This is a genomic window from Streptomyces sp. NPDC001406, assembly GCF_042895285.1.
Classification (GTDB): Bacteria; Actinomycetota; Actinomycetes; order Streptomycetales; family Streptomycetaceae; genus Streptomyces.
Map to the genome: position 1 here is coordinate 852,150 of NZ_JBIAWG010000001.1, position 18,135 is coordinate 870,284.

The following is an 18,135-nucleotide window of genomic DNA, read 5'->3' on the forward strand; positions in this document are numbered from 1 at the left end:
CCCGCCACCTAGGTGACAGGGGGTACGCCAGAAGGGGCGCGGGAACCGTGCGACAAGCCACGACGGCGGGTGGGCAGCCGGATGACCGACCCCGCCGAGCTCTACGCGCTGACAATCTCCCCCGGCAGCGAAAGATCCAGATCGACAGCCCGCTCCTCGCCGGAGTGGGTGGCGGACGACGCAAGCGGGCCATGACCAAAGGCCCGTGCGGCCAGCACATACGCACCTTCGGCCGGAACCGCGAGCGCGTAGCTGCCGTCCTCGCCGGAGAGCGTGGCGCCCGCCTGACGGCCGCGGCGGTCGATCAGGGTGACCTTGGCACGGGCGACCGGGGCGCCCTCGGCGTCCAGAACCCGCCCGCGGAAACCACGCAGCACCTCCTCGGCCCGCTCCAGCGCGGCGTCCTCCTCGCTGCTCGCGCGCAGCTGCGTGTGCTGTGCGGGGCGGCTCGGCTTCGGCAGGAACACGGCCAGCAGCAGACCGACCGCCACCGCGGCCGTCGCGATCAGGAACGAGACACGGAAGCCGTGCATCGTCGGGATCTCCACGCCGCCCACGGTGTTCGCCGTGTTGGCCAGCACCATGCCGATGACGGCGCTGGAGACGGACGTACCGATGGACCGCATCAGCGTGTTGAGGCCGTTGGCCGCGCCCGTCTCCGAGGCCGGGACCGCGCCGACGATCAGCGCGGGGAGGGAGGAGTAGGCCAGGCCTATGCCCGCGCCGAGGATCACCGCGATGACCAGGCTCTGCCAGGCGGCGCTCATCAGGCCGAGGCCGGCGCCGTAACCGATCGCGATGATCAGCATGCCGAGGATCAGCGTGACCTTGGGGCCGTACTTCGCGGACAGCCGTGCGTAGACGGGCGCCGTGAACATCATCGTCAGTCCGAGCGGCGCGACGAGCAGACCCGCGACGACCATCGACTGGCCGAGGCCGTAGCCGGTGGCGGTGGGCAGCTGGAGCAGCTGGGGCAGGACGAGCGAGACGACGTAGAAGCTGACGCCGACCATGATCGAGGCGAGGTTGGTGAGCAGCACCTCGCGGCGGGCGGTGGTGCGCAGGTCGACCAGCGGGGCCTTGGTGCGCAGTTCGAGGACGCCCCACAGGACCAGGACGACGATCGATGCGGCGAACAGGCCGAGCGTGGTGCCGGAGGACCAGCCCCAGTCGCTGCCCTTGGTGATCGGCAGGAGCAGCAGGACCAGGCCGGTGGACAGGCCCAGCGCGCCCAGCAGGTCGAAGGAGCCCTCGGCGCGCATCGGGGACTCGGGCACGACGAGCAGGGTGAGGACGATGGAGAGCACGCCGAGGCCGGCGGCGCCGTAGAACAGGGCGTGCCAGTCGGCGTGCTGCGCGACCAGGGCCGCGGCGGGCAGCGCGAGGCCGCCGCCGACGCCGATCGAGGAGCTCATCAGGGCCATCGCCGAGCCGAGTCGCTCGCGCGGCAGCATGTCGCGCATCAGGCCGATGCCGAGCGGGATCGCGCCCATCGCGAAGCCCTGGAGCGTACGGCCCACGATCATCGTGAGCAGCTCGCTGGTGAGCGCGCTGATCAGTGCGCCGACCACCATCACGGCGAGGCTGAGCACGAGCATGCGCCGCTTGCCGTACAGGTCGCCGAGGCGGCCCATGATCGGGGTGGCGACGGCGCCGGACAGCAGCGTCGAGGTCAGCACCCAGGTGGCGTTGCTCGGCGCGGTGCCCAGCAGTTGTGGCAGGTCCTTGATGACCGGGACGAGCAGGGTCTGCATCACCGCGACCACGATGCCCGCGAAGGCGAGCACCGGGACCAGGGCCCCGCTCGCCCTGCGGGTGGGCTGGTCGGTCGTCGTGTGCGTCATTGAGTGAGGCCTCCCGTGCGATAAGTGCCGGGTAAACCTCGTATGCACGGGCAACTATTCCGTTGCTTCGGGCTGCTAATGAATTCTTGACCTTCCCATGGGGATCTGATCCACCGTCAGGTCTGGCAGGTTGATGAAACACGTTCTAGTCTGGCGCGCCATGAAGGCCTATGTCGCCGGTGTCGGAATGACCAGGTTCGAGAAGCCCGAAACGCGTGAATGGCAGTACTGGGACATGGTTGGGGAGGCGGGAGGCGCGGCGCTCGCGGACGCCGGGATCTCGTACACCGATGTGGAACAGGTTCCAGTCGGCTACTGCTTCCAGCCCTCGACCGCCGGGCAGCGCGCCGCCTATGAACTCGGCCTGACCGGCGTCCCCGTCTACAACGTCAACAACAACTGCGCGACCGGCTCGACCGCCCTGATGCTGGCCCGGCAGCTCGTCGAGGGCGGGGCCGCCGACTGCGTCCTCGCCCTGGGCTTCGAGAAGATGAAGAAGGGGGCGCTGGGGGGAGGCGCGGACGGAGGGGCCCGCGGCGGAGCCGCTGATGGATGGGGCTCGACCTCTCCGGTCGCCCGGCACTACGGCATCATGGCCACCCGGCACGGATTCGAGATGACCCCGCCCACGGCGCAGATCTTCGGCGACGCGGCCCGCGAGCACATGGAGCGGTACGGCACGACCGAGGCGCAGCTGGCCGCCGTGGCCGCCAAGAACCACCGCCACTCCGCGCACAACCCGTACGCCCAGTTCCGGGACGTGTACGAGGTGGACGACATCCTCGCCGCGCGCACCGTCCACCGCCCGCTCACCAAGCTCCAGTGCTCGCCGACCTCGGACGGCGCCGCGGCGGCCGTGGTGGTGTCGGAGCGGTTCGCCGAGCGGCGCGGGCTCACGGGCCTCGTCGAGATCGTCGCGCAGGCGATGACGACCGACACGGAGGAGTCCTTCGCGTCGGGCTCCTGCATCGACGTCGTCGGCCTGCCCATGTCCCAGGAGGCGGCACGCCAGGTGTACGACCGCTCCGGCCTCGGCATCGAGGACGTGCACGTCGTCGAGCTCCACGACTGCTTCTCCGTCAACGAACTGCTGACGTACGAGGCGCTCGGCATGTGCGAACCCGGGGAGTCGGGGCGGCTCGTCGAGTCGGGCGCGACCACGTACGGCGGGCGGTGGGTGGTGAACCCGTCGGGTGGGCTCATCTCCAAGGGCCATCCACTGGGCGCCACGGGCCTCGCGCAGGTCGCCGAGCTGGTCTGGCAGCTGCGGGGCGAGGCGGGGGAGCGGCAGGTGGCGGGGGCCCGGGTGGGTCTGGCGCACAACATCGGGCTGGGCGGGGCGGCGGTCGTGACGTTGGTACGGGCGGTGTAGGCCGTCGGGCGGATGGGCCGCGGTGCAGACGGATGGGCCGGCGGTGTAGGTCGCTGGACCGAGGCGCGGTGGGGCGAAATCCCGATGCAAGGACCGTAACCGGGTTGAGAGCATGACACCCATGCTCGAAGCCGCCGACACCTCCTCCTCCTTCATACGCCCTCGCACCACACCCCCCACCTGGCTGGTGGTGGCGCTCGCCTGCGCCGGACAGTTCCTGGTCGTACTGGACGTGTCCGTCGTCAACGTGGCGCTGCCTTCGATGCGCACCGACCTCGGCCTGAGCCCGTCCGGGTTGCAGTGGGTGGTGAACGCGTACGCGATCGCCTTCGCCGGGTTCATGCTGCTGGGCGGCCGGGCCGGGGACCTGTACGGCCGCAAGCGGATGTTCCTGATCGGGCTCGGGCTGTTCACGCTGGCCTCGCTGGGCGGCGGGGCGGCCCAGGAGGGCTGGCAATTGCTGCTGGCGCGAGCCGTGCAGGGGCTCGGGGCGGCGGTGCTGGCGCCCTCGACGCTGACCCTGCTGACGGCGGCGGTGCCGGAGGGCGCGGCACGGGCGCGGGCCATCGCCACCTGGACCGCGGTGGGCGCGGGCGGTGGCGCCGCGGGCGGGCTGGTCGGCGGGGTGCTGGTGGACGTGCTGTCGTGGCGGTGGGTGCTGCTCATCAACGTGCCGGTGGGCGCCGTGGTGCTGGCCGGCTCCCTGGTGTGGCTGGTGGAGAGCAGGGCGGGGGACCGGCGGCGGCTGGATCTGCCGGGCGCGCTCCTGGTGACGGGCGGGCTCGCGACGCTTGCCTACGGGATCGTGCAGACCGAGGCCAAGGGGTGGACGGCCGCGGCCACGCTGGTGCCGCTGACCGCCGGGCTCGCGCTCATCGGGCTGTTCCTCCTCGTGGAGGCGCGCACGGCGGCCCCGCTGATGCCGCTCGGGCTGCTGCGGCTGCGCTCGGTGGCGTCGGCCAACGTGGCCATGTTCGTGTGCGGTTCGGCGATGTTCTGCATGTGGTACTTCATGACGCTGTACGCGCAGAACGTGCTCGGCTACTCGCCGCTGGACGCCGGACTCGCGCTGGTGCCCAGCTCCCTGGCCGTGATCGTGGGCTCGAAGCTGGCGCCGCGCCTGCTGCCGGTGGCCGGGGCCCGCGGCCTGGCGGGCCTCGGCACGCTGGTGGCGGCGGCCGGGTTCGGCTGGCAGTCGACGATGAGCGCGCACGGCGGCTATCTGACGGCGATCATGTTCCCGGGCATCCTGATGATGCTGGGCGCGGGCCTGGCCGCGACCCCGCTCGCCTCGCTGGCCACGTCGGGCGCGGCGCCGGGGGACGCCGGTGTGGTGTCCGGGCTGGTCAACACCTCGCGCACGATGGGCGGTTCGCTGGGGCTCGCGGTGATGTCGACCATCGCGGCGGCCCGGACGGGGAGCGGCGGCGGGGCCGAGGCGCTCACGGACGGATACGCGCTGGCCTTCCGCACGGGTACGGCGGTTCTGCTCGGCGGGGCGGTGCTGATGCTGGTGTGGCTGCCGCGAAGGGTTTCGAAGACCGCGGCGACTTCGGCGGCTTCCGCGACCTCTGCGAATTGAGGCGAGGGGGAGGCAACGATCCGGGCGGTCCGTGGACTCCTTTGTACATCTAGGAGGTGCCCATGGGGGATCGCAAGAAGGCTCGGGACGAGGAGTTCCAGAGCTTCGTCATCGGCCGCTGGCCGCGGCTGATGCGTACGGCATTTCTCCTCACGGGGGAGCAGCACGCCGCTGAGGACCTCGTCCAGTCGACGCTCGAACAGGTCTATGTGGCCTGGCGAAAGGTCGGCTCGGCGGACGACCCGGAGGCCTATGTGCGGCGCGTGATGATCAACGCGCACGCGCGCAGGCACCGCAGAAGGCTGAAGGAGTTCCTGGCGCCGAGGGACGACTCGGGTCTGGCGCACGAGGTGGCCGACACCGGCGACCGCATCTCCCAGGCCGACGACCGCAGCGCCCTGCTGAAGGCGCTCGGCCAACTGCCCGCGCGGCAGCGGGAGGCGGTGGTTCTGCGGTACTGGGAGGACCTGACGGAGACCCAGGCGGCCGAGGCGATGGGCTGCTCGGTCGGCACGGTCAAGAGCAATGCGGCCAAGGGGATCGCGAAACTCCGCGCCATACCGGGGCTGGCCGAGATGGTGACCCACGGAGGGCGGAAGTGATGAGCGCGGACCGGGAGAGGAACAACGACATGACGCAGACGGACATCGCCCTCCTCCTCGCGGACGCCGCGGACGAGGTCGAGATCGGTATAGCCCCGGTGCAGGCGGTCATGCGCGGCGGACGGCGCCGCAGGGCGCGACGCTGGGCGGTCGCGGCGACGACGGCACTGGTGCTGGCGGGCTCCACGGGGGCGACGCTGGCGCTGACCGGGATGCCGGGCGGGCACGGGGACAGGGGAGCGCCGGTGGCCACGCGGCCGGCTTCGCCGGAGGCGCGGCATGTGTATGAGCCGCAGCGGACCGACCTCGCCACCGGCACCGACCACGGCAAGAAGTGGCAGGTCTTCCTCGACGTGTGGGGAGCGCCGCGGGATGAGTCGGAGGCTGCGCGCCAGATCCAGGAGATGGGCGAGTACGGGGTGTTCCCCGGCGCCGTAGAGAGGGCGTCCGCACTGGTCGGCAAGACCTCCTACTTCGTACGCCGGGCCGTCGGGGACGACGAGCCGTCGACGATCATTTTCGACTCGGTCACCCGGCCGGACGGAATGTCGGGCCACGACCTCAAGGCGGGCGCGGCCCCTCTGCTGCCCGGCACCGACGGGCCCACGCGCCTGGTGGTCGGTCAGGTCGCCAAGACCGCCGAGCGGGTCACCTGCACCTGGAAGGACGGCACGACCACCGATGTCGCCAAGCCACCGGCGAACACCGAGGTCAGTACCGAGCAGCCGGCGATCCGGGCGGCCGAGGGCTTCCCGGCCAACTGGTTCGTGTGTCTGGCGCCGGCGAGCACCAGCTTCAAGTCGGTGGAGGTGACGAAGTAGGCCACCGGGAGGTCACAGCCACCCCTGCTGCCGGGCCTCCCGTACCGCCTCCGCCCGGTTGCGGGTGCCCGTCTTGCCGATGGCGGAGGACAGGTAGTTGCGGACCGTCGACTCGGACAGATGCAGCCTGCCGGCGATGTCGGCGACCGTCGCACCGTCCACCGACGCCTTCAGCACATCGCACTCGCGGGCGGTGAGCGGACTCGGCCCGGCACTGAGCGCGGCCGCGGCCAGCGCCGGGTCGACCACGGTCTCCCCGGTGAGCACGCGCCGGATCGCCTCGGCCAGTTCCTCCACCGGCCCGTCCTTGACCAGGAAGCCGGCGGCCCCGGCCTCCATGGCCCGGCGCAGATAGCCGGGCCGGCCGAACGTGGTCAGGATCAGGACCCGGCAGTCGGGCGCCTGCTCGCGCAGCTGCTGCGCCGCGTCCAGCCCGCTCATGCCCGGCAGTTCGATGTCCAGCAGGGCCACGTCGGGCCGGTGCAGCAGCGCGGCGTCCACGATCGCGTCGCCGGTCGCGATCTGGGCGACCACCTCGATGTCGTCCTCCATGCCGAGCAGGAGGGCCAGGGCGCCGCGCATCATGCCCTGGTCCTCGGCGAGCAGGACCCGGATGTTCTTCACGACCCAAGCGTAGCCAAGCGCGGCCAATTAAAGACTCGTCATTGTTCGGGTCCGCGGGGGTTGACGTCTTCAGATGACGCGCAAACAATCGCCTCTGCATTTCCGGTAATTGTTCGGCATTTCGACGCCGAAAGAGTTCGGTATTTCGATCGAACGGCGTCCGGTATTTCGACCATACCGGATCGACCGTGCCCGCACCGCCCTACGAGAAACCGAAGAGGTGCACCGTGTTCCCAAGACTCCCGCGCTCACGTCCCCGGCGGCTGAGAAGGGCCGCCCTGTCCGTCCTCGCGGCGTTCGCCACCGTCGCCGCGCTGCTGCTCGGCGTCGGCGCCCCGCAGGCGGCCGCCGCAAGCTCGCTGCCCTGTGACATCTACGCCGCCGCGGGCACGCCCTGCGTCGCCGCGCACAGCCTCGCCCGGGCGCTCTACTCGTCCTACGGCGGCTCGCTCTACCAGGTGCAGCGCGCCTCCGACAGCGCCACCGCCAACATCGGGCTGCTGACTACGGGCGGATATGCCAACGCGGCCGCGCAGGACTCCTTCTGCTCCGGTACGACCTGCATCATCACCAAGATCTACGACCAGTCCTCGCGCCACAACGACCTCACGATCGAGGGCGCGGGCGGGGCCGGCGCGGCCGATGTCGGGGCACCCGCGGACGCGCTTGCGGTGACCGTCGGCGGCCACCAGGTCTACGGCCTGGAGATCTCGGCCGGCATGGGCTACCGGGACAACTCCACCTCCGGCGTGGCCGTGAACGGGCAGGCCGAGGGGATGTACATGGTGACCTCCGGCACGCATGTCAACGGCGCCTGCTGCTTCGACTATGGCAACGCCGAGACGAACAACAAGGACACCGGCAACGGCCACATGGACGCCATCAACTTCGGCACCGAGTGCTGGTTCTCGCCCTGCTACGGCCAGGGTCCGTGGGTGCAGGCCGACCTGGAGAACGGTCTGTTCCAGTCGGATGCCGGGTACAGCAAGAACACGTCCAACACCGGAACCGGCCCGCTGCCGTTCGTCACCGCACTGCTGAAGAACAACGGGCAGAACCATTTCGCGCTGAAATACGGCAATGCGCAATCCGGTGGACTCACCACCACATATTCCGGAGGAGAGCCGACCGCCGGCGGCTACTCGCCGATGCACCAGGAGGGCGCGATCGTGCTCGGCACCGGCGGTGACAACAGCAACGGCTCCATAGGGTCCTTCTTCGAGGGCGTCATGACCTCCGGCATCCCGACGGACACCGCCGACGACGCCGTGCAGGCCAACATCGTCTCCGTCGGCTACGGCGGCCCGACCGGCAGCACCGGCTCCCTCACGGCCGGCTCGGAGATCTCACTGCGCGCGACGACCTCCTGCTGCACCACCGACTACGTCCGCCACCAGAACAACGCGGCCGTCATCTCCGCGGTGACATCCAGCAGTTCGGCCCTCGACAAGAGCGACGCCACCTGGATCGTCCGCAAGGGCCTCGCCGCCGGCTCCTGCGTCTCCTTCGAGTCGCGCAACTACCCCGGTGACTTCCTGCGCCACTACAACTACCGGCTCTACCGGCAGCCCATGGATGGCAGCGCCCAGTTCAGGGCCGACGCCACGTTCTGCCCACAGACCGGGAAGAGCGGCACGGGCACCTCGTTCGCGTCGTACAACTACCCGACCAGATATCTGCGCCACTACAACTTCAACGTCTACATAGCGAGCAACGGCGGCTCGAACACCTGGGACAGCAGCACGTCGTGGAGCGACGACGTGAGCTGGGTGGTCAGCTCGCCCTGGGCGCCGTAGCCGCCCCGGTCGCCGACAGCTCCGCCGATTCCGTGGGGAGTTCGGCGGTGACCGTGAAGCCGCCGCGCGGCGACGGGCCGGCCCGCAGGGAGCCGCCCGCCGTCGCGAGACGCTCGGTCAGCCCCTTGAGCCCGGTGCCGCCGATGCCCTCCCGGGGTTCGGCGGCGGCCGCGCCGGTGCCGTTGTCCGTGACCGTCAGCCGTGCCCGCTCGGTGCTGCTCTCGACGGTGATCTCGCAGCGGCCGGCGTCGCTGTGCCGGACGACGTTGGTGACCGCCTCGCGCACCACCCAGCCCAGCAGGGCCTCCGTCTGCGGGGTCAGCGGGGTGCCGGACTGCCTGACCACCGGCTCCACACTGGCCGCGGACAGGGCCGAGCGGGCGCGGGTCAGCTCCGTGGCGAGGCTGCCCTCCCGGTAGCCGGTCACCGCTTCGCGGATCTCGGTCAGCGCCTGCCTGCCGACCGACTCGATGTCGTTGATCTGCGTCAGCGCCGCGTCCATGTCGCGCGGGGCGAGACGCCGTGCCGCCTCCGACTTCACCACGATCACCGACAGGGTGTGGCCGAGCAGGTCGTGCAGATCGCGGGAGAAGCGCAGGCGCTCCTTCTCCACCGCGCGGCGGGCCAGTTCCTCACGGGCGGCGCGCAGTTCGCGTACGGCCTCGCTGAGGCCCAGGATCGCGGCGGTCACCATGCTCGACAGGAAGGTGCCGTAGGCGATGTTCACCGCGTCCCACCCGTCGCGGAAGCCGGAGACGGTACCGGCGAACGCGGCCAGCAGGATGCCCGTCCTGCCCAGCCACGGCCCGCGCAGCGTGGCGCCCGTCGCGAGGCCCAGCAGGGGGAAGAACAGCAGCCAGCTGCCGCCGTACCCGAGGGCCAGGCCCGTGGTCAGCAGGCCCATCAGCAGCAGTGCCACCCGGGTGGACGTCGCCTCGCGCTTCTCACGGTCGAAGGCGCGGAACGTCACGTAGATGTACAGCGAGTTGAAGGCGAGCAGACCCAGGCCGCCGATCCACGGGTTGGCGGTCTTGCCCTGGAAGAGATTGGAGAAGGAGCCCAGTCCCATGAGAAGCCACGGCAGCAGCGCGAAACCGGTGGGCGGCGGGCCCGGATGCTCGGGCATCTGCCCGTTCTTCCGGGCGGCCTTCTGCGCGGCCCGGAAGCGGTCCATGTCCGCCCTCCACGCCGCACGTGCGGCCTGCCAGGCGGACACCTGGCACCGGATCCCCTGCCACCACGACATGTCCTTGTTCACCCGAGATCCCCCGATCAACTGGTCCCCGCACGACGGCGGTACGACAGCACAGCGTACGAACAGAACACCGACATCCAGGAGGTCAGTACGAGAATCGCGCTGGGCGCCGGGGGGTGACCGGTGGCGACCGAGGTGCCCAGCTGGGCGATGCCATGGGTCGGGGTGTACGCCGAGACCGGGCGCAGCCAGCCGGGGAAGAGTTCGATCGGGAACCAGAGACCGCCGAGCACCGCGAGCCCCAGGTTGCCGATCATGTTCGCCACGCCGGTGGCCGGGCCGGTCAGCCGGTAGCCGTTGCCGAGGCCGAGCAGGGTGAAGGGGATCGAGCCGAGCCACAGCAGCACCGCGACGGCCGCCCACTGCCAGGCCTGCAGCCGGACGCCGTTCACCAGACCGCCCGCCACGAGCACCGCGACGATCGCCGGGAGCACGGTCACCGAACCGGTCAGCGCCCGCCCGATCACCACCTCGCGCGGGGTCATCGGTGTCACCCTCAGCTGCCGCAGCCAGCCGATCGCCCGGTCCTCGGCGACCGCGCCGCCGGTGTTGAGGGCGGAGCCGACCGCGCCGTACGCGGCCATGCCGACCATGGAGGCGGTCTTCCAGGCGCTGTCGTTCTCGCCGAGGTTGGTGAACAGCAGGTACATCATCACCGGCATCGCGATCCCGCCGATCACGAAGCCCGTGTCGCGCAGGGTGCGGCGTACTTCCAGGCGCAGGTAGTCCCACATCAGACCGTCTCCGTCTTCGTCTTCGTCTCCGGCCTGGTCTTCGTCTTCGCCCCGGTTTCCGTCCCGTGCGAGGTCAGGGCGAGGAAGGCGTCGTCGAGCGAGGCCGGGGTGACCTCCAGGCCGCGTATCGCGCCGAGTCCGGCGAGCGCGATCACCGTCGCGTCGGAGTCGTCCGTGCGCAGCCGCGCCCGGTCCCCGCGCACCTGTACCGATCGCACCCCGGGCAGCAGGTCCAGTCCGTCCGGGGCGCGTCCGGCCAGGTCGAAGGAGACCAGATTGCCGCCGGCCGACCGCCGCAGCTCCTCGCCGGTGCCGTCGGCGACGATCCGGCCGCGGTCGATGACGACGATCCGGTCGGCGTGTGCGTCCGCCTCGTCCAGGTAGTGGGTGGAGAACAGCACGGTGTGACCGCGGCGCGCGTACGCCCGCATCGACTCCCAGAAGGCGTGCCGCGCCTCCACGTCCAGGGCGGCGGTCGGTTCGTCCAGCACGAGGAGGGACGGGTTCCCGGCGAGCGCCACGGCGAAGCGCACCCGCTGTGTCTGCCCGCCGGACAGCCGGTCCACCCGGCGCCCCGCGAGCCCCGCGATCCCGGCCAGCTCCAGCGCTCGCGCCACGGGCAGCGGGGACGGGTAGCGGGAGGCCACGAAGGAGACCAGCTCCCCGACCGTGACCCGGGGGACCGCGCGGCCCTCCTGGAGCATCGCGCCGACCCGGCCCGCGCGCACCGACCGCTCCGGGGCGGCGCCGAACAGCTCCACCGTGCCCGCGTCGGGCCGCAGCAGACCGAGCAGCAGCGAGATCGTCGTGGACTTCCCGGCGCCGTTGCGGCCGAGCAGGGCGACCGTCTCGCCGCGCGCGAGGTCGAGGTCGATGCCGTCGACGGCGCGGAGCGGGCCGTAGGCCTTGACGGCTCCCGTGAAGGACACGGCGGCTGATGTCTGTGTCATGCCTACGACGCTATGAATCGCGGCCCCCCGTCCGGCAGATGCGCATGTACGGACTCGGGCAGTACAAATGTCACGGCCGACATCAGCTGACACGGCGTCAGGAGCCTTCACAAGTAAGGGGCGCTGGGCTATACAAGGGGCGCCGGACTGGAACGCGTTCCAGTTCGGCCCGTGACGACCTCGGTGCGGCCGACGGTGCGGACGGCCGCACCGAGGTCTTCAAGCCGCCGTCCGAAGCAGGCCGCCGTCCGCAAGCCGTGAGTGTCAGGAGCCGTATGCCCATCGACGCAGCGAAGGCCCTCGCCGCCGAACCCCGTTCCGGTGAGATCACCTGGGACCGCAGGGACGTCCTGCTCTACCACCTGGGCCTGGGCGCCGGAGTCCCCGCGACCGACCCCGACGAACTGCGCTACACCCTGGAGTCCCGGCTGCACGTCCTGCCGAGCTTCGCCACCGTCGCGGGCAACGGGTCGCCCGGGGTGATCAGCGGCCTGTCCATGCCCGGCGTCGACGTCGACCTGGCCCGCGTGCTGCACGGCGGCCAGTCGCTGACCCTGCACCGCCCCATCCCCGTCGAGGGCACCGCGACCGCCACCGGCCGCATCGCCGCCGTCCACGACAAGGGCAAGGCGGCCGTCCTCGTCATGCGCACCGAGGTCACCGACGCCGACGGCCCGCTGTGGACCAACGACGCGCAGATCTTCGTACGCGGGGAAGGCGGCTGGGGCGGCGACCGCGGCCCCTCCACCCGGCTCGAACCGCCCGTGGGCGAGCCCGACCGGACCGTGGAGAAGCGCCTCCGCGAGGACCAGGCGCTGCTCTACCGTCTCTCCGGCGACTGGAACCCACTGCACGCCGACCCCGAGTTCGCCAAGGTTGCCGGGTTCGACCGGCCCATCCTGCACGGGCTGTGCACCTACGGCATCACGCTCAAGGCGGTCGTCGACACGCTGCTCGGCGGCGATGTGACCCGGGTCCGCTCCTACACCACGCGCTTCGCGGGGGTGGTGTACCCGGGCGAGACCCTGCGCATCCGCATGTGGCGGCAGGAAGGCTCCGTGCGGGCCGCCGTGAGCGCGGTCGAGAGGGGCGACGCGCCCGTCCTCGCCGACACCGTCGTCGAACACTCCTGAGCCACCCGAGCCGCCGAAGCATTCGAGGGGAGCCGCACCATGCGCGCAGCCGTACTGCACGAGATCGGCCAGGACAAGCTGGAGGTCCTCGACGACGTCGAGGCGGTGGGCTTCGGCCCCGGCAGGGTGCGGGTGCGGGTGCGCGCCACGGGGCTGTGCCACTCGGACCTGTCCGCGATGAACGGGGTGCTTCCGCAGCCGGCGCCCTTCGTCCCCGGGCACGAGGGCGCGGGCGAGATCGTCGAGGTCGGCGAGAACGTCACCCATCTCAAGCCCGGTGACCGGGTCGTCGTCTGCTGGCTGCCCGCCTGCGGCGCCTGTCCCGCCTGCAAGCGCGGCCAGAGCGAGCTGTGCCTGGCCGGGTTCATGAACGCGGGCACCCCCAACTTCAAGCGCCCCGGCGGGGACGTCTTCGGCTTCGCGGGCACCGGCACCTTCGCCGAGGAGGTCGTCGTCGACGCCGGCTGCGCCGTGCCGATCCCGGACGACGTGCCCTTCGACATCGCCGCCCTCATCGGCTGTGGGGTGACGACGGGACTCGGCGCGGCCCTCAACACCGCCGACGTGGAGGCCGGTTCGTCGGTCGCCGTCATCGGCTGCGGGGGTGTGGGCATCTCGGCGATCCAGGGCGCCCGGCTCAAGGGCGCCGCCGAGATCGTCGCCGTCGACCCGGTCGCCTCCCGCCGCGAGTCAGCGCTCAGGTTCGGCGCCACGAAGGCCGTGTCACCGGACGAGTTGGCCGACGCCAAGCAGCAGGTCACCGGCGGCGAGGGCTTCGACTACGTCTTCGAGGTCGTCGGCAGGTCCGCCACCGCGCGCACGGCGTACGAGAACACCCGGCGCGGCGGCACCCTGGTCGTCGTCGGCGCGGGCGCCATGGACGACTTCCTCCGGCTCAACATGTTCGAGCTGTTCTTCGACGAGAAGCGGATCCTGCCCTCGATGTACGGCGGCGGCGACGTCCTGCGCTCCTACGAGCGCACCATCGCCCTGTGGCGGGCCGGCCGCGTCGACCTGGAGGGACTGATCACCCACCGGGTGCCGCTGGCCGAGATCAACGAGGCGCTGGACCAGATGCGTACCGGGACGGCCCTGCGTACGTGCATAGAGATCTGAGGACGCCACAGATGTCACTGCCACTTGAGGGGCTGTCCGCCGTCGTCACGGGCGCCGGGCGCGGCCTCGGCCGGGCCGAGGCCCTCGAACTCGCCCGGCTCGGCGCGGCCGTCGTCGTCAACGACTACGGGCAGCCCGGCCGGGACGGCTCCGGCGAGGCATCGGCCGCACCCGCCGAGGAGGTCGCCGCCGAGATCCGCGCCGCCGGCGGGCGGGCCCTTCCGCACACCGGGGACGTCGCCGACTTCGGCCAGGCCCGGGAACTGGTCCGGCTGGCGATCGGCGAGTTCGGGAGACTGGACATCCTGGTCAACAATGCCGGCATCCTGCGCGACCGGATGGTCTTCTCCATGTCCGAGGACGAGTGGGACTCGGTGATCCGGGTCCACCTCAAGGGACACTTCAACACGACGCACTTCGCGGCCGCGCACTGGCGTGAGCGGTCCAAGGCGGCCGGGGGACCGGTCTACGGGCGGATCGTGAACACCTCGTCGGAGGCGTTCCTCGCGGGTTCGGCGGGTCAGCCCAACTACGCGGCCGCGAAGGGCGGGATCGTCGGGCTGACCACGTCCACCGCGCTCGCCCTCGCCAAGTACGGCGTGACGGCCAACGCGATCTGCCCGCGGGCCCGGACCCGGATGACCGAGGACGTCTTCGCCGGGTTCAGGGCGCCCGGCGAGGGCCTCGACCCGCTCGCCCCCGAGCATGTCGCACCGCTCGTCGGCTACTTGGCCTCCCCCGCCGCCGAACGGCTCAACGGACAGCTGCTCGTCGTGCACGGCGGCATGGTCGCCGTCGTCGAACGACCACGCGTCCAGGCGCAGTTCGACAGCAAGCAGGACACCTTCACCTACGACGAACTCGACGCGCTGCTCACCCCGCACTACGCGGACCGGCCGGCGGGGGAGACGTTCGCGGCGGCGGAGGTGCTGGGGCTCAAACGCCGGTGACACACGAAAGGGGGCCCATCAGCCAGGCTGATGAGCCCCCGGTGCGAACCGTCAGGCCGCCCTGTCGGCCGGCTCCGGCTTGCGGTGCCGGCCGTGCGGTGCCGTTTCACCGTCCTGTGCCGAGACCTGGCCGCGGTGCTTACCGTGACCGGTGGTCTCCTGGAAGTCGGCGGACAGCTGGTCGGTCGTACTCGCTTCACTCATCGGAAGAATTCACCCCGTCAACATCATCTTTCGTACAGCCGGGCGAGTGTAACCGGCACACCACGGGGCGAATCCAGGCGGCCACGCCGACTGCCACTACTTCGTTACAAGACGTCCCAGCGGCGCCTGTTGGAGCGGCACCGGGCGGGGCACGACAGGTTCCGGAGGATCCGGTTCCGGCGACTGCCGGGGTGCGTCCAGCCCCATGACAGCCGCGCCGTTCCGCACCGGACCCTCCGGACCCGCGTCCCCCGGTGCCCCCGCGTCCCCCGGTCCCCCGGTGTTTCCCGGTCCCCCCGTGTTGCCCCTGTCCTCCGTACCCCCGGTTCTCGCGGGCGCCGCCGACTCCGCCACGCCGCACGGGGTCTCCTGCGTGGCGTACGGCAGTCGCAGCTTCCCGCCCTCGGTCCACAGTCCGGCCCCGGGCAGCCATCCCGCGGGCGCCGGGAGGTGGTGCACCCGCCGCTCCGCGGGCCGCCACACCCCGACCCAGCCGCCGAGCGGCCCCTCGATGTGCAGCGCCACCGCGCACTGCTCCGGCGTCAGCGCCTGCCCCGGCTGGATCGCGAACGGTGTGACCACGCACTCGGCCATCCGCAGGCACTCCGGGAAGCGCACCGGCAGCGTGCTGCCCAGGACGCCCCAGCCCAACCGTTCCTGCCCGGGGGAGGGCGCGTCCGAGCCCACCAGGATCAGCCCGCTGTCCGGATCGGCGAGCAGCAGCCGGTCGTCGCTGCCCGCCGCGATCTGCAGCAGCGGTGACACCTCGCCGCCCCGCTCCAGATCCACCACGACCGCCTTGGTGATCCCGCCCAGCTCCCGGTCCAGTGCGAGTATCCGCCCCGTGCGGTCCAGCCAGATTCCGCCCGAGCAGCGCCCCGGGACCTCGGCGACGTGCTCGGGCCCGAAGGCGCCGCCCGCCACCAGCCACACGGCCGAGGAGCGGGGGCCGACCTCCAGGGCGTACGCCCGCATGCCGTCCGGCGCCGGCGGCAGCAGCCGCAGTCCCGTGCCGGGGTCCGGGCACTCCACCGCGCCCAGCGGCAGCTCACCGGTGTCGGGGCCGGTCGGGTACAGCAGTGAGAAGGCGTGCCGCCGCTCCACCAGCCGGTGGATGAGGACCCGTCCGTCGCCCATCGGCTGCACCTCGGTGCCGGGCTCCTCGGGCTGGTTGCCGGGCAGCGGCACGGCGTACGGCTCGGGGCCGTCCAGCGTCCAGCGCTCCGGGAACCAGGAGTCGCCGTCCAGCGCGAGGCGGGCGGCGTAGGCACCGTCCGCCGTGATGCTGCAGCCCGCCGCCGGCACGTCGTCGCCCTCGCCGGCGGCCGTGGTTTCGATCGCACAGGCCGTCATCGTTCGGTCACCTCCGGCGACGAAGCTAGTTTTCGTACGCACAGGCGTGGAACCGGCAGGCAAGCGCTTCACACATACGGGTGGCCGGGCCGCGGTTCGCCTGAGGAAACGGGGGCGGATGTGCTGCCGGGCCCCTTCGGACACCGACCGGTACATCCCCGCAGAACAGGCAGGTAGCCTTTTCCCCGTGCCCCGTCTGTCTGAAGTCATCGCCGCGCTGGAGAACCTGTGGCCCACCGAGCGGGCCGAGTCCTGGGACGCGGTCGGCACCGTCGTGGGCGACCCCGACCAGGAGGTCTCCCGGGTCCTGTTCGCCGTGGACCCCGTGCAGGACATCGTCGACGAAGCGGTGAAGCTGGGTGCCGACCTGCTGGTCACCCACCACCCGCTCTTTCTGCGCGGTACGACGACGGTCGCGGCCTCCACCTTCAAGGGCCGGGTCGTGCACACGCTGATCAAGAACGACATCGCGCTGCACGTCGCCCACACCAACGCCGACACCGCCGACCCCGGCGTCAGCGACGCGCTGGCCGGCGCCCTGGACCTCAGGGTCGTACGGCCGCTCGTGCCGGACCCCACCGACCCGGAGGGCCGCCGCGGCCTCGGCCGGGTCTGCGAACTGGACCACCCCCTCACGGTCCGCGAGTTCGCCGCCCGCGCCGCCGAGCGGCTGCCCGCCACCGCGCAGGGCATCCGGGTGGCCGGCGACCCCGAGACGGTTCTCCGCACGATCGCGGTGAGCGGCGGCTCCGGCGACAGCCTCTTCGACCCTGTCCGGGCGGCCGGCGTCGACGCCTTCCTCACCGCCGACCTGCGCCACCACCCCGCCTCCGAGTTCACGGCAGCCGTCTCCCACAGTCCGCTCGCGCTGCTCGACGCGGCGCACTGGGCCACCGAATGGCCCTGGTGCGAGCTGGCCGCAGCCCAGCTCGACGAGATTTCCGACCGCCACGGCTGGGACCTGCGGGTCCACGTCTCCAAAACGGTCACCGACCCCTGGACCGCCCACGCGGCGTCCAACGCCACCACTAGCTCAACGGGAGCCCCCAACTGAACGCCGCGCCCGCCGACCAGATCCGACTCCTCGACGTCCAGGCCCTCGACGTCCGCCTGCAGCAGCTGGCGCACAAGCGGAAGTCGCTGCCCGAGCACGCCGAGATCGAGTCGCTGACCAAGGACCTCACCCAGCTGCGCGACCTGCTCGTCGCCGCGCAGACCGAGGAGAGCGACACCGCCCGCGAACAGACCAAGGCCGAGCAGGACGTGGACCAGGTGCGCCAGCGCGCCGCCCGCGACCAGCAGCGCCTCGACTCCGGCGCGATCACCTCCCCCAAGGACCTGGAGAACCTCCAGCGGGAGATCGTCTCCCTCGCCAAGCGGCAGGGCGACCTGGAGGACGTCGTCCTGGAGGTCATGGAGCGCCGCGAGGCCGCGCAGGAGCGCGTCGGTGAACTGACCGAGCGGGTGGCCTCCGTCCAGGCGAAGATCGACGACGCGACCGGCCGCCGTAACGCCGCCTTCGAGGAGATCGACGGCGAGGCCGCCTCGGTGACCAAGGAGCGCGAGGTCGTCGCCGGCGCCGTCCCCGCGGACCTGCTCAAGCTCTACGACAAGCTGCGCGAGCAGCAGGGCGGCATCGGCGCGGCCAAGTTGTACCAGCGCACCTGCCAGGGCTGCCGCCAGGAGCTCGCGATCACCGAGCTCGCCGAGGTCCGCAAGGCCGCGCCCGACACGGTCGTCCGCTGCGAGAACTGCCGCCGCATCCTGGTGCGCACGGCCGAGTCGGGACTGTAAGGGGC

At 71.6% G+C, this 18,135-nt stretch carries 17 protein-coding genes; 10 read left to right on the forward strand and 7 right to left on the reverse strand.

All coding sequences use genetic code 11. The features are described 5' to 3' along the window. Window positions 1-101: 101 nt before the first annotated feature. A complete protein-coding gene (locus tag ACFY1J_RS03740; protein ID WP_390706306.1) occupies window positions 102-1,844 on the reverse strand; it encodes an MFS transporter in 1,743 nt (580 codons plus the stop codon). A 160-nt stretch (window positions 1,845-2,004) separates the two neighbouring features. Here ACFY1J_RS03740 and ACFY1J_RS03745 point away from each other — a divergent pair, with 160 nt between their 5' ends. The 4 genes from ACFY1J_RS03745 (at window position 2,005) to ACFY1J_RS03760 (ending at window position 6,221) form a co-directional block, all read left to right on the forward strand. After that, a complete protein-coding gene (locus ACFY1J_RS03745) occupies window positions 2,005-3,216 on the forward strand; it encodes a beta-ketoacyl synthase N-terminal-like domain-containing protein (RefSeq protein ID WP_390730513.1) in 1,212 nt (403 codons plus the stop codon). Window positions 3,217-3,328: 112 nt separating this feature from the next. Continuing rightward, window positions 3,329-4,798, forward strand: a complete 1,470-nt coding sequence (locus ACFY1J_RS03750) for an MFS transporter (RefSeq protein ID WP_390706305.1) — start codon at window positions 3,329-3,331, stop codon at window positions 4,796-4,798. Between the two features lie 62 nt (window positions 4,799-4,860). Then, window positions 4,861-5,400 (forward strand): SigE family RNA polymerase sigma factor, encoded by a 540-nt coding sequence (locus ACFY1J_RS03755; protein ID WP_390706304.1) that lies wholly within the window; start codon window positions 4,861-4,863, stop codon window positions 5,398-5,400. Between the two features lie 29 nt (window positions 5,401-5,429). Continuing rightward, window positions 5,430-6,221, forward strand: coding sequence for a hypothetical protein (locus ACFY1J_RS03760; RefSeq protein ID WP_390706303.1), 792 nt, complete (start codon window positions 5,430-5,432; stop codon window positions 6,219-6,221). A 12-nt stretch (window positions 6,222-6,233) separates the two neighbouring features. Here ACFY1J_RS03760 and ACFY1J_RS03765 read toward each other — a convergent pair whose 3' ends face one another. Continuing rightward, window positions 6,234-6,845 (reverse strand): response regulator, encoded by a 612-nt coding sequence (locus ACFY1J_RS03765; RefSeq protein WP_390706302.1) that lies wholly within the window; start codon window positions 6,843-6,845, stop codon window positions 6,234-6,236. Between the two features lie 227 nt (window positions 6,846-7,072). Between ACFY1J_RS03765 and ACFY1J_RS03770 the strand changes: the two genes are divergently transcribed. Beyond that, window positions 7,073-8,641: an alpha-L-arabinofuranosidase B gene (locus ACFY1J_RS03770; protein ID WP_390730514.1), complete on the forward strand. Its 1,569-nt coding sequence runs from the start codon at window positions 7,073-7,075 to the stop codon at window positions 8,639-8,641. On the opposite strand, the gene ACFY1J_RS03775 is transcribed toward ACFY1J_RS03770, so the two are convergent. The 3 genes from ACFY1J_RS03775 to ACFY1J_RS03785 are packed head-to-tail and all read right to left on the reverse strand — an operon-like array spanning window position 8,619 to window position 11,580. Next, window positions 8,619-9,887 (reverse strand): sensor histidine kinase, encoded by a 1,269-nt coding sequence (locus ACFY1J_RS03775; protein WP_390706950.1) that lies wholly within the window; start codon window positions 9,885-9,887, stop codon window positions 8,619-8,621. The genes ACFY1J_RS03770 and ACFY1J_RS03775 overlap by 23 nt on opposite strands. A gap of 26 nt (window positions 9,888-9,913) precedes the next feature. Further along, the gene (locus ACFY1J_RS03780; protein ID WP_390706300.1) at window positions 9,914-10,630 is read right to left on the reverse strand and encodes an ABC transporter permease; all 717 of its coding nucleotides are present in this window, start codon (window positions 10,628-10,630) and stop codon (window positions 9,914-9,916) included. After that, window positions 10,630-11,580: an ATP-binding cassette domain-containing protein gene (locus ACFY1J_RS03785; RefSeq protein WP_390730515.1), complete on the reverse strand. Its 951-nt coding sequence runs from the start codon at window positions 11,578-11,580 to the stop codon at window positions 10,630-10,632. The genes ACFY1J_RS03780 and ACFY1J_RS03785 overlap by 1 nt, the downstream gene beginning before the upstream one ends. A gap of 275 nt (window positions 11,581-11,855) precedes the next feature. Between ACFY1J_RS03785 and ACFY1J_RS03790 the strand changes: the two genes are divergently transcribed. Genes ACFY1J_RS03790 through ACFY1J_RS03800 form a run of 3 tightly spaced genes read left to right on the forward strand, consistent with a single transcriptional unit; the run spans window position 11,856 to window position 14,779 of the window. Continuing rightward, window positions 11,856-12,713: a MaoC/PaaZ C-terminal domain-containing protein gene (locus tag ACFY1J_RS03790; protein ID WP_390706298.1), complete on the forward strand. Its 858-nt coding sequence runs from the start codon at window positions 11,856-11,858 to the stop codon at window positions 12,711-12,713. 39 nt (window positions 12,714-12,752) lie between these two features. Beyond that, window positions 12,753-13,829 (forward strand): Zn-dependent alcohol dehydrogenase, encoded by a 1,077-nt coding sequence (locus ACFY1J_RS03795; protein WP_390730516.1) that lies wholly within the window; start codon window positions 12,753-12,755, stop codon window positions 13,827-13,829. 11 nt (window positions 13,830-13,840) lie between these two features. Beyond that, the gene (locus ACFY1J_RS03800) at window positions 13,841-14,779 is read left to right on the forward strand and encodes a 3-oxoacyl-ACP reductase (RefSeq protein ID WP_390730517.1); all 939 of its coding nucleotides are present in this window, start codon (window positions 13,841-13,843) and stop codon (window positions 14,777-14,779) included. A gap of 51 nt (window positions 14,780-14,830) precedes the next feature. On the opposite strand, the gene ACFY1J_RS03805 is transcribed toward ACFY1J_RS03800, so the two are convergent. Both ACFY1J_RS03805 and ACFY1J_RS03810 read right to left on the reverse strand, forming a co-directional pair. Continuing rightward, the gene (locus ACFY1J_RS03805; RefSeq protein ID WP_390706295.1) at window positions 14,831-14,983 is read right to left on the reverse strand and encodes a hypothetical protein; all 153 of its coding nucleotides are present in this window, start codon (window positions 14,981-14,983) and stop codon (window positions 14,831-14,833) included. Between the two features lie 96 nt (window positions 14,984-15,079). Then, window positions 15,080-16,336, reverse strand: a complete 1,257-nt coding sequence (locus tag ACFY1J_RS03810; protein WP_390730518.1) for a hypothetical protein — start codon at window positions 16,334-16,336, stop codon at window positions 15,080-15,082. A gap of 187 nt (window positions 16,337-16,523) precedes the next feature. Between ACFY1J_RS03810 and ACFY1J_RS03815 the strand changes: the two genes are divergently transcribed. Continuing rightward, a complete protein-coding gene (locus tag ACFY1J_RS03815; protein WP_390730519.1) occupies window positions 16,524-17,390 on the forward strand; it encodes a Nif3-like dinuclear metal center hexameric protein in 867 nt (288 codons plus the stop codon). Next, window positions 17,387-18,130: a zinc ribbon domain-containing protein gene (locus ACFY1J_RS03820; protein WP_390730564.1), complete on the forward strand. Its 744-nt coding sequence runs from the start codon at window positions 17,387-17,389 to the stop codon at window positions 18,128-18,130. The genes ACFY1J_RS03815 and ACFY1J_RS03820 overlap by 4 nt, the downstream gene beginning before the upstream one ends. The last annotated feature ends 5 nt before the right edge of the window (window positions 18,131-18,135 follow it).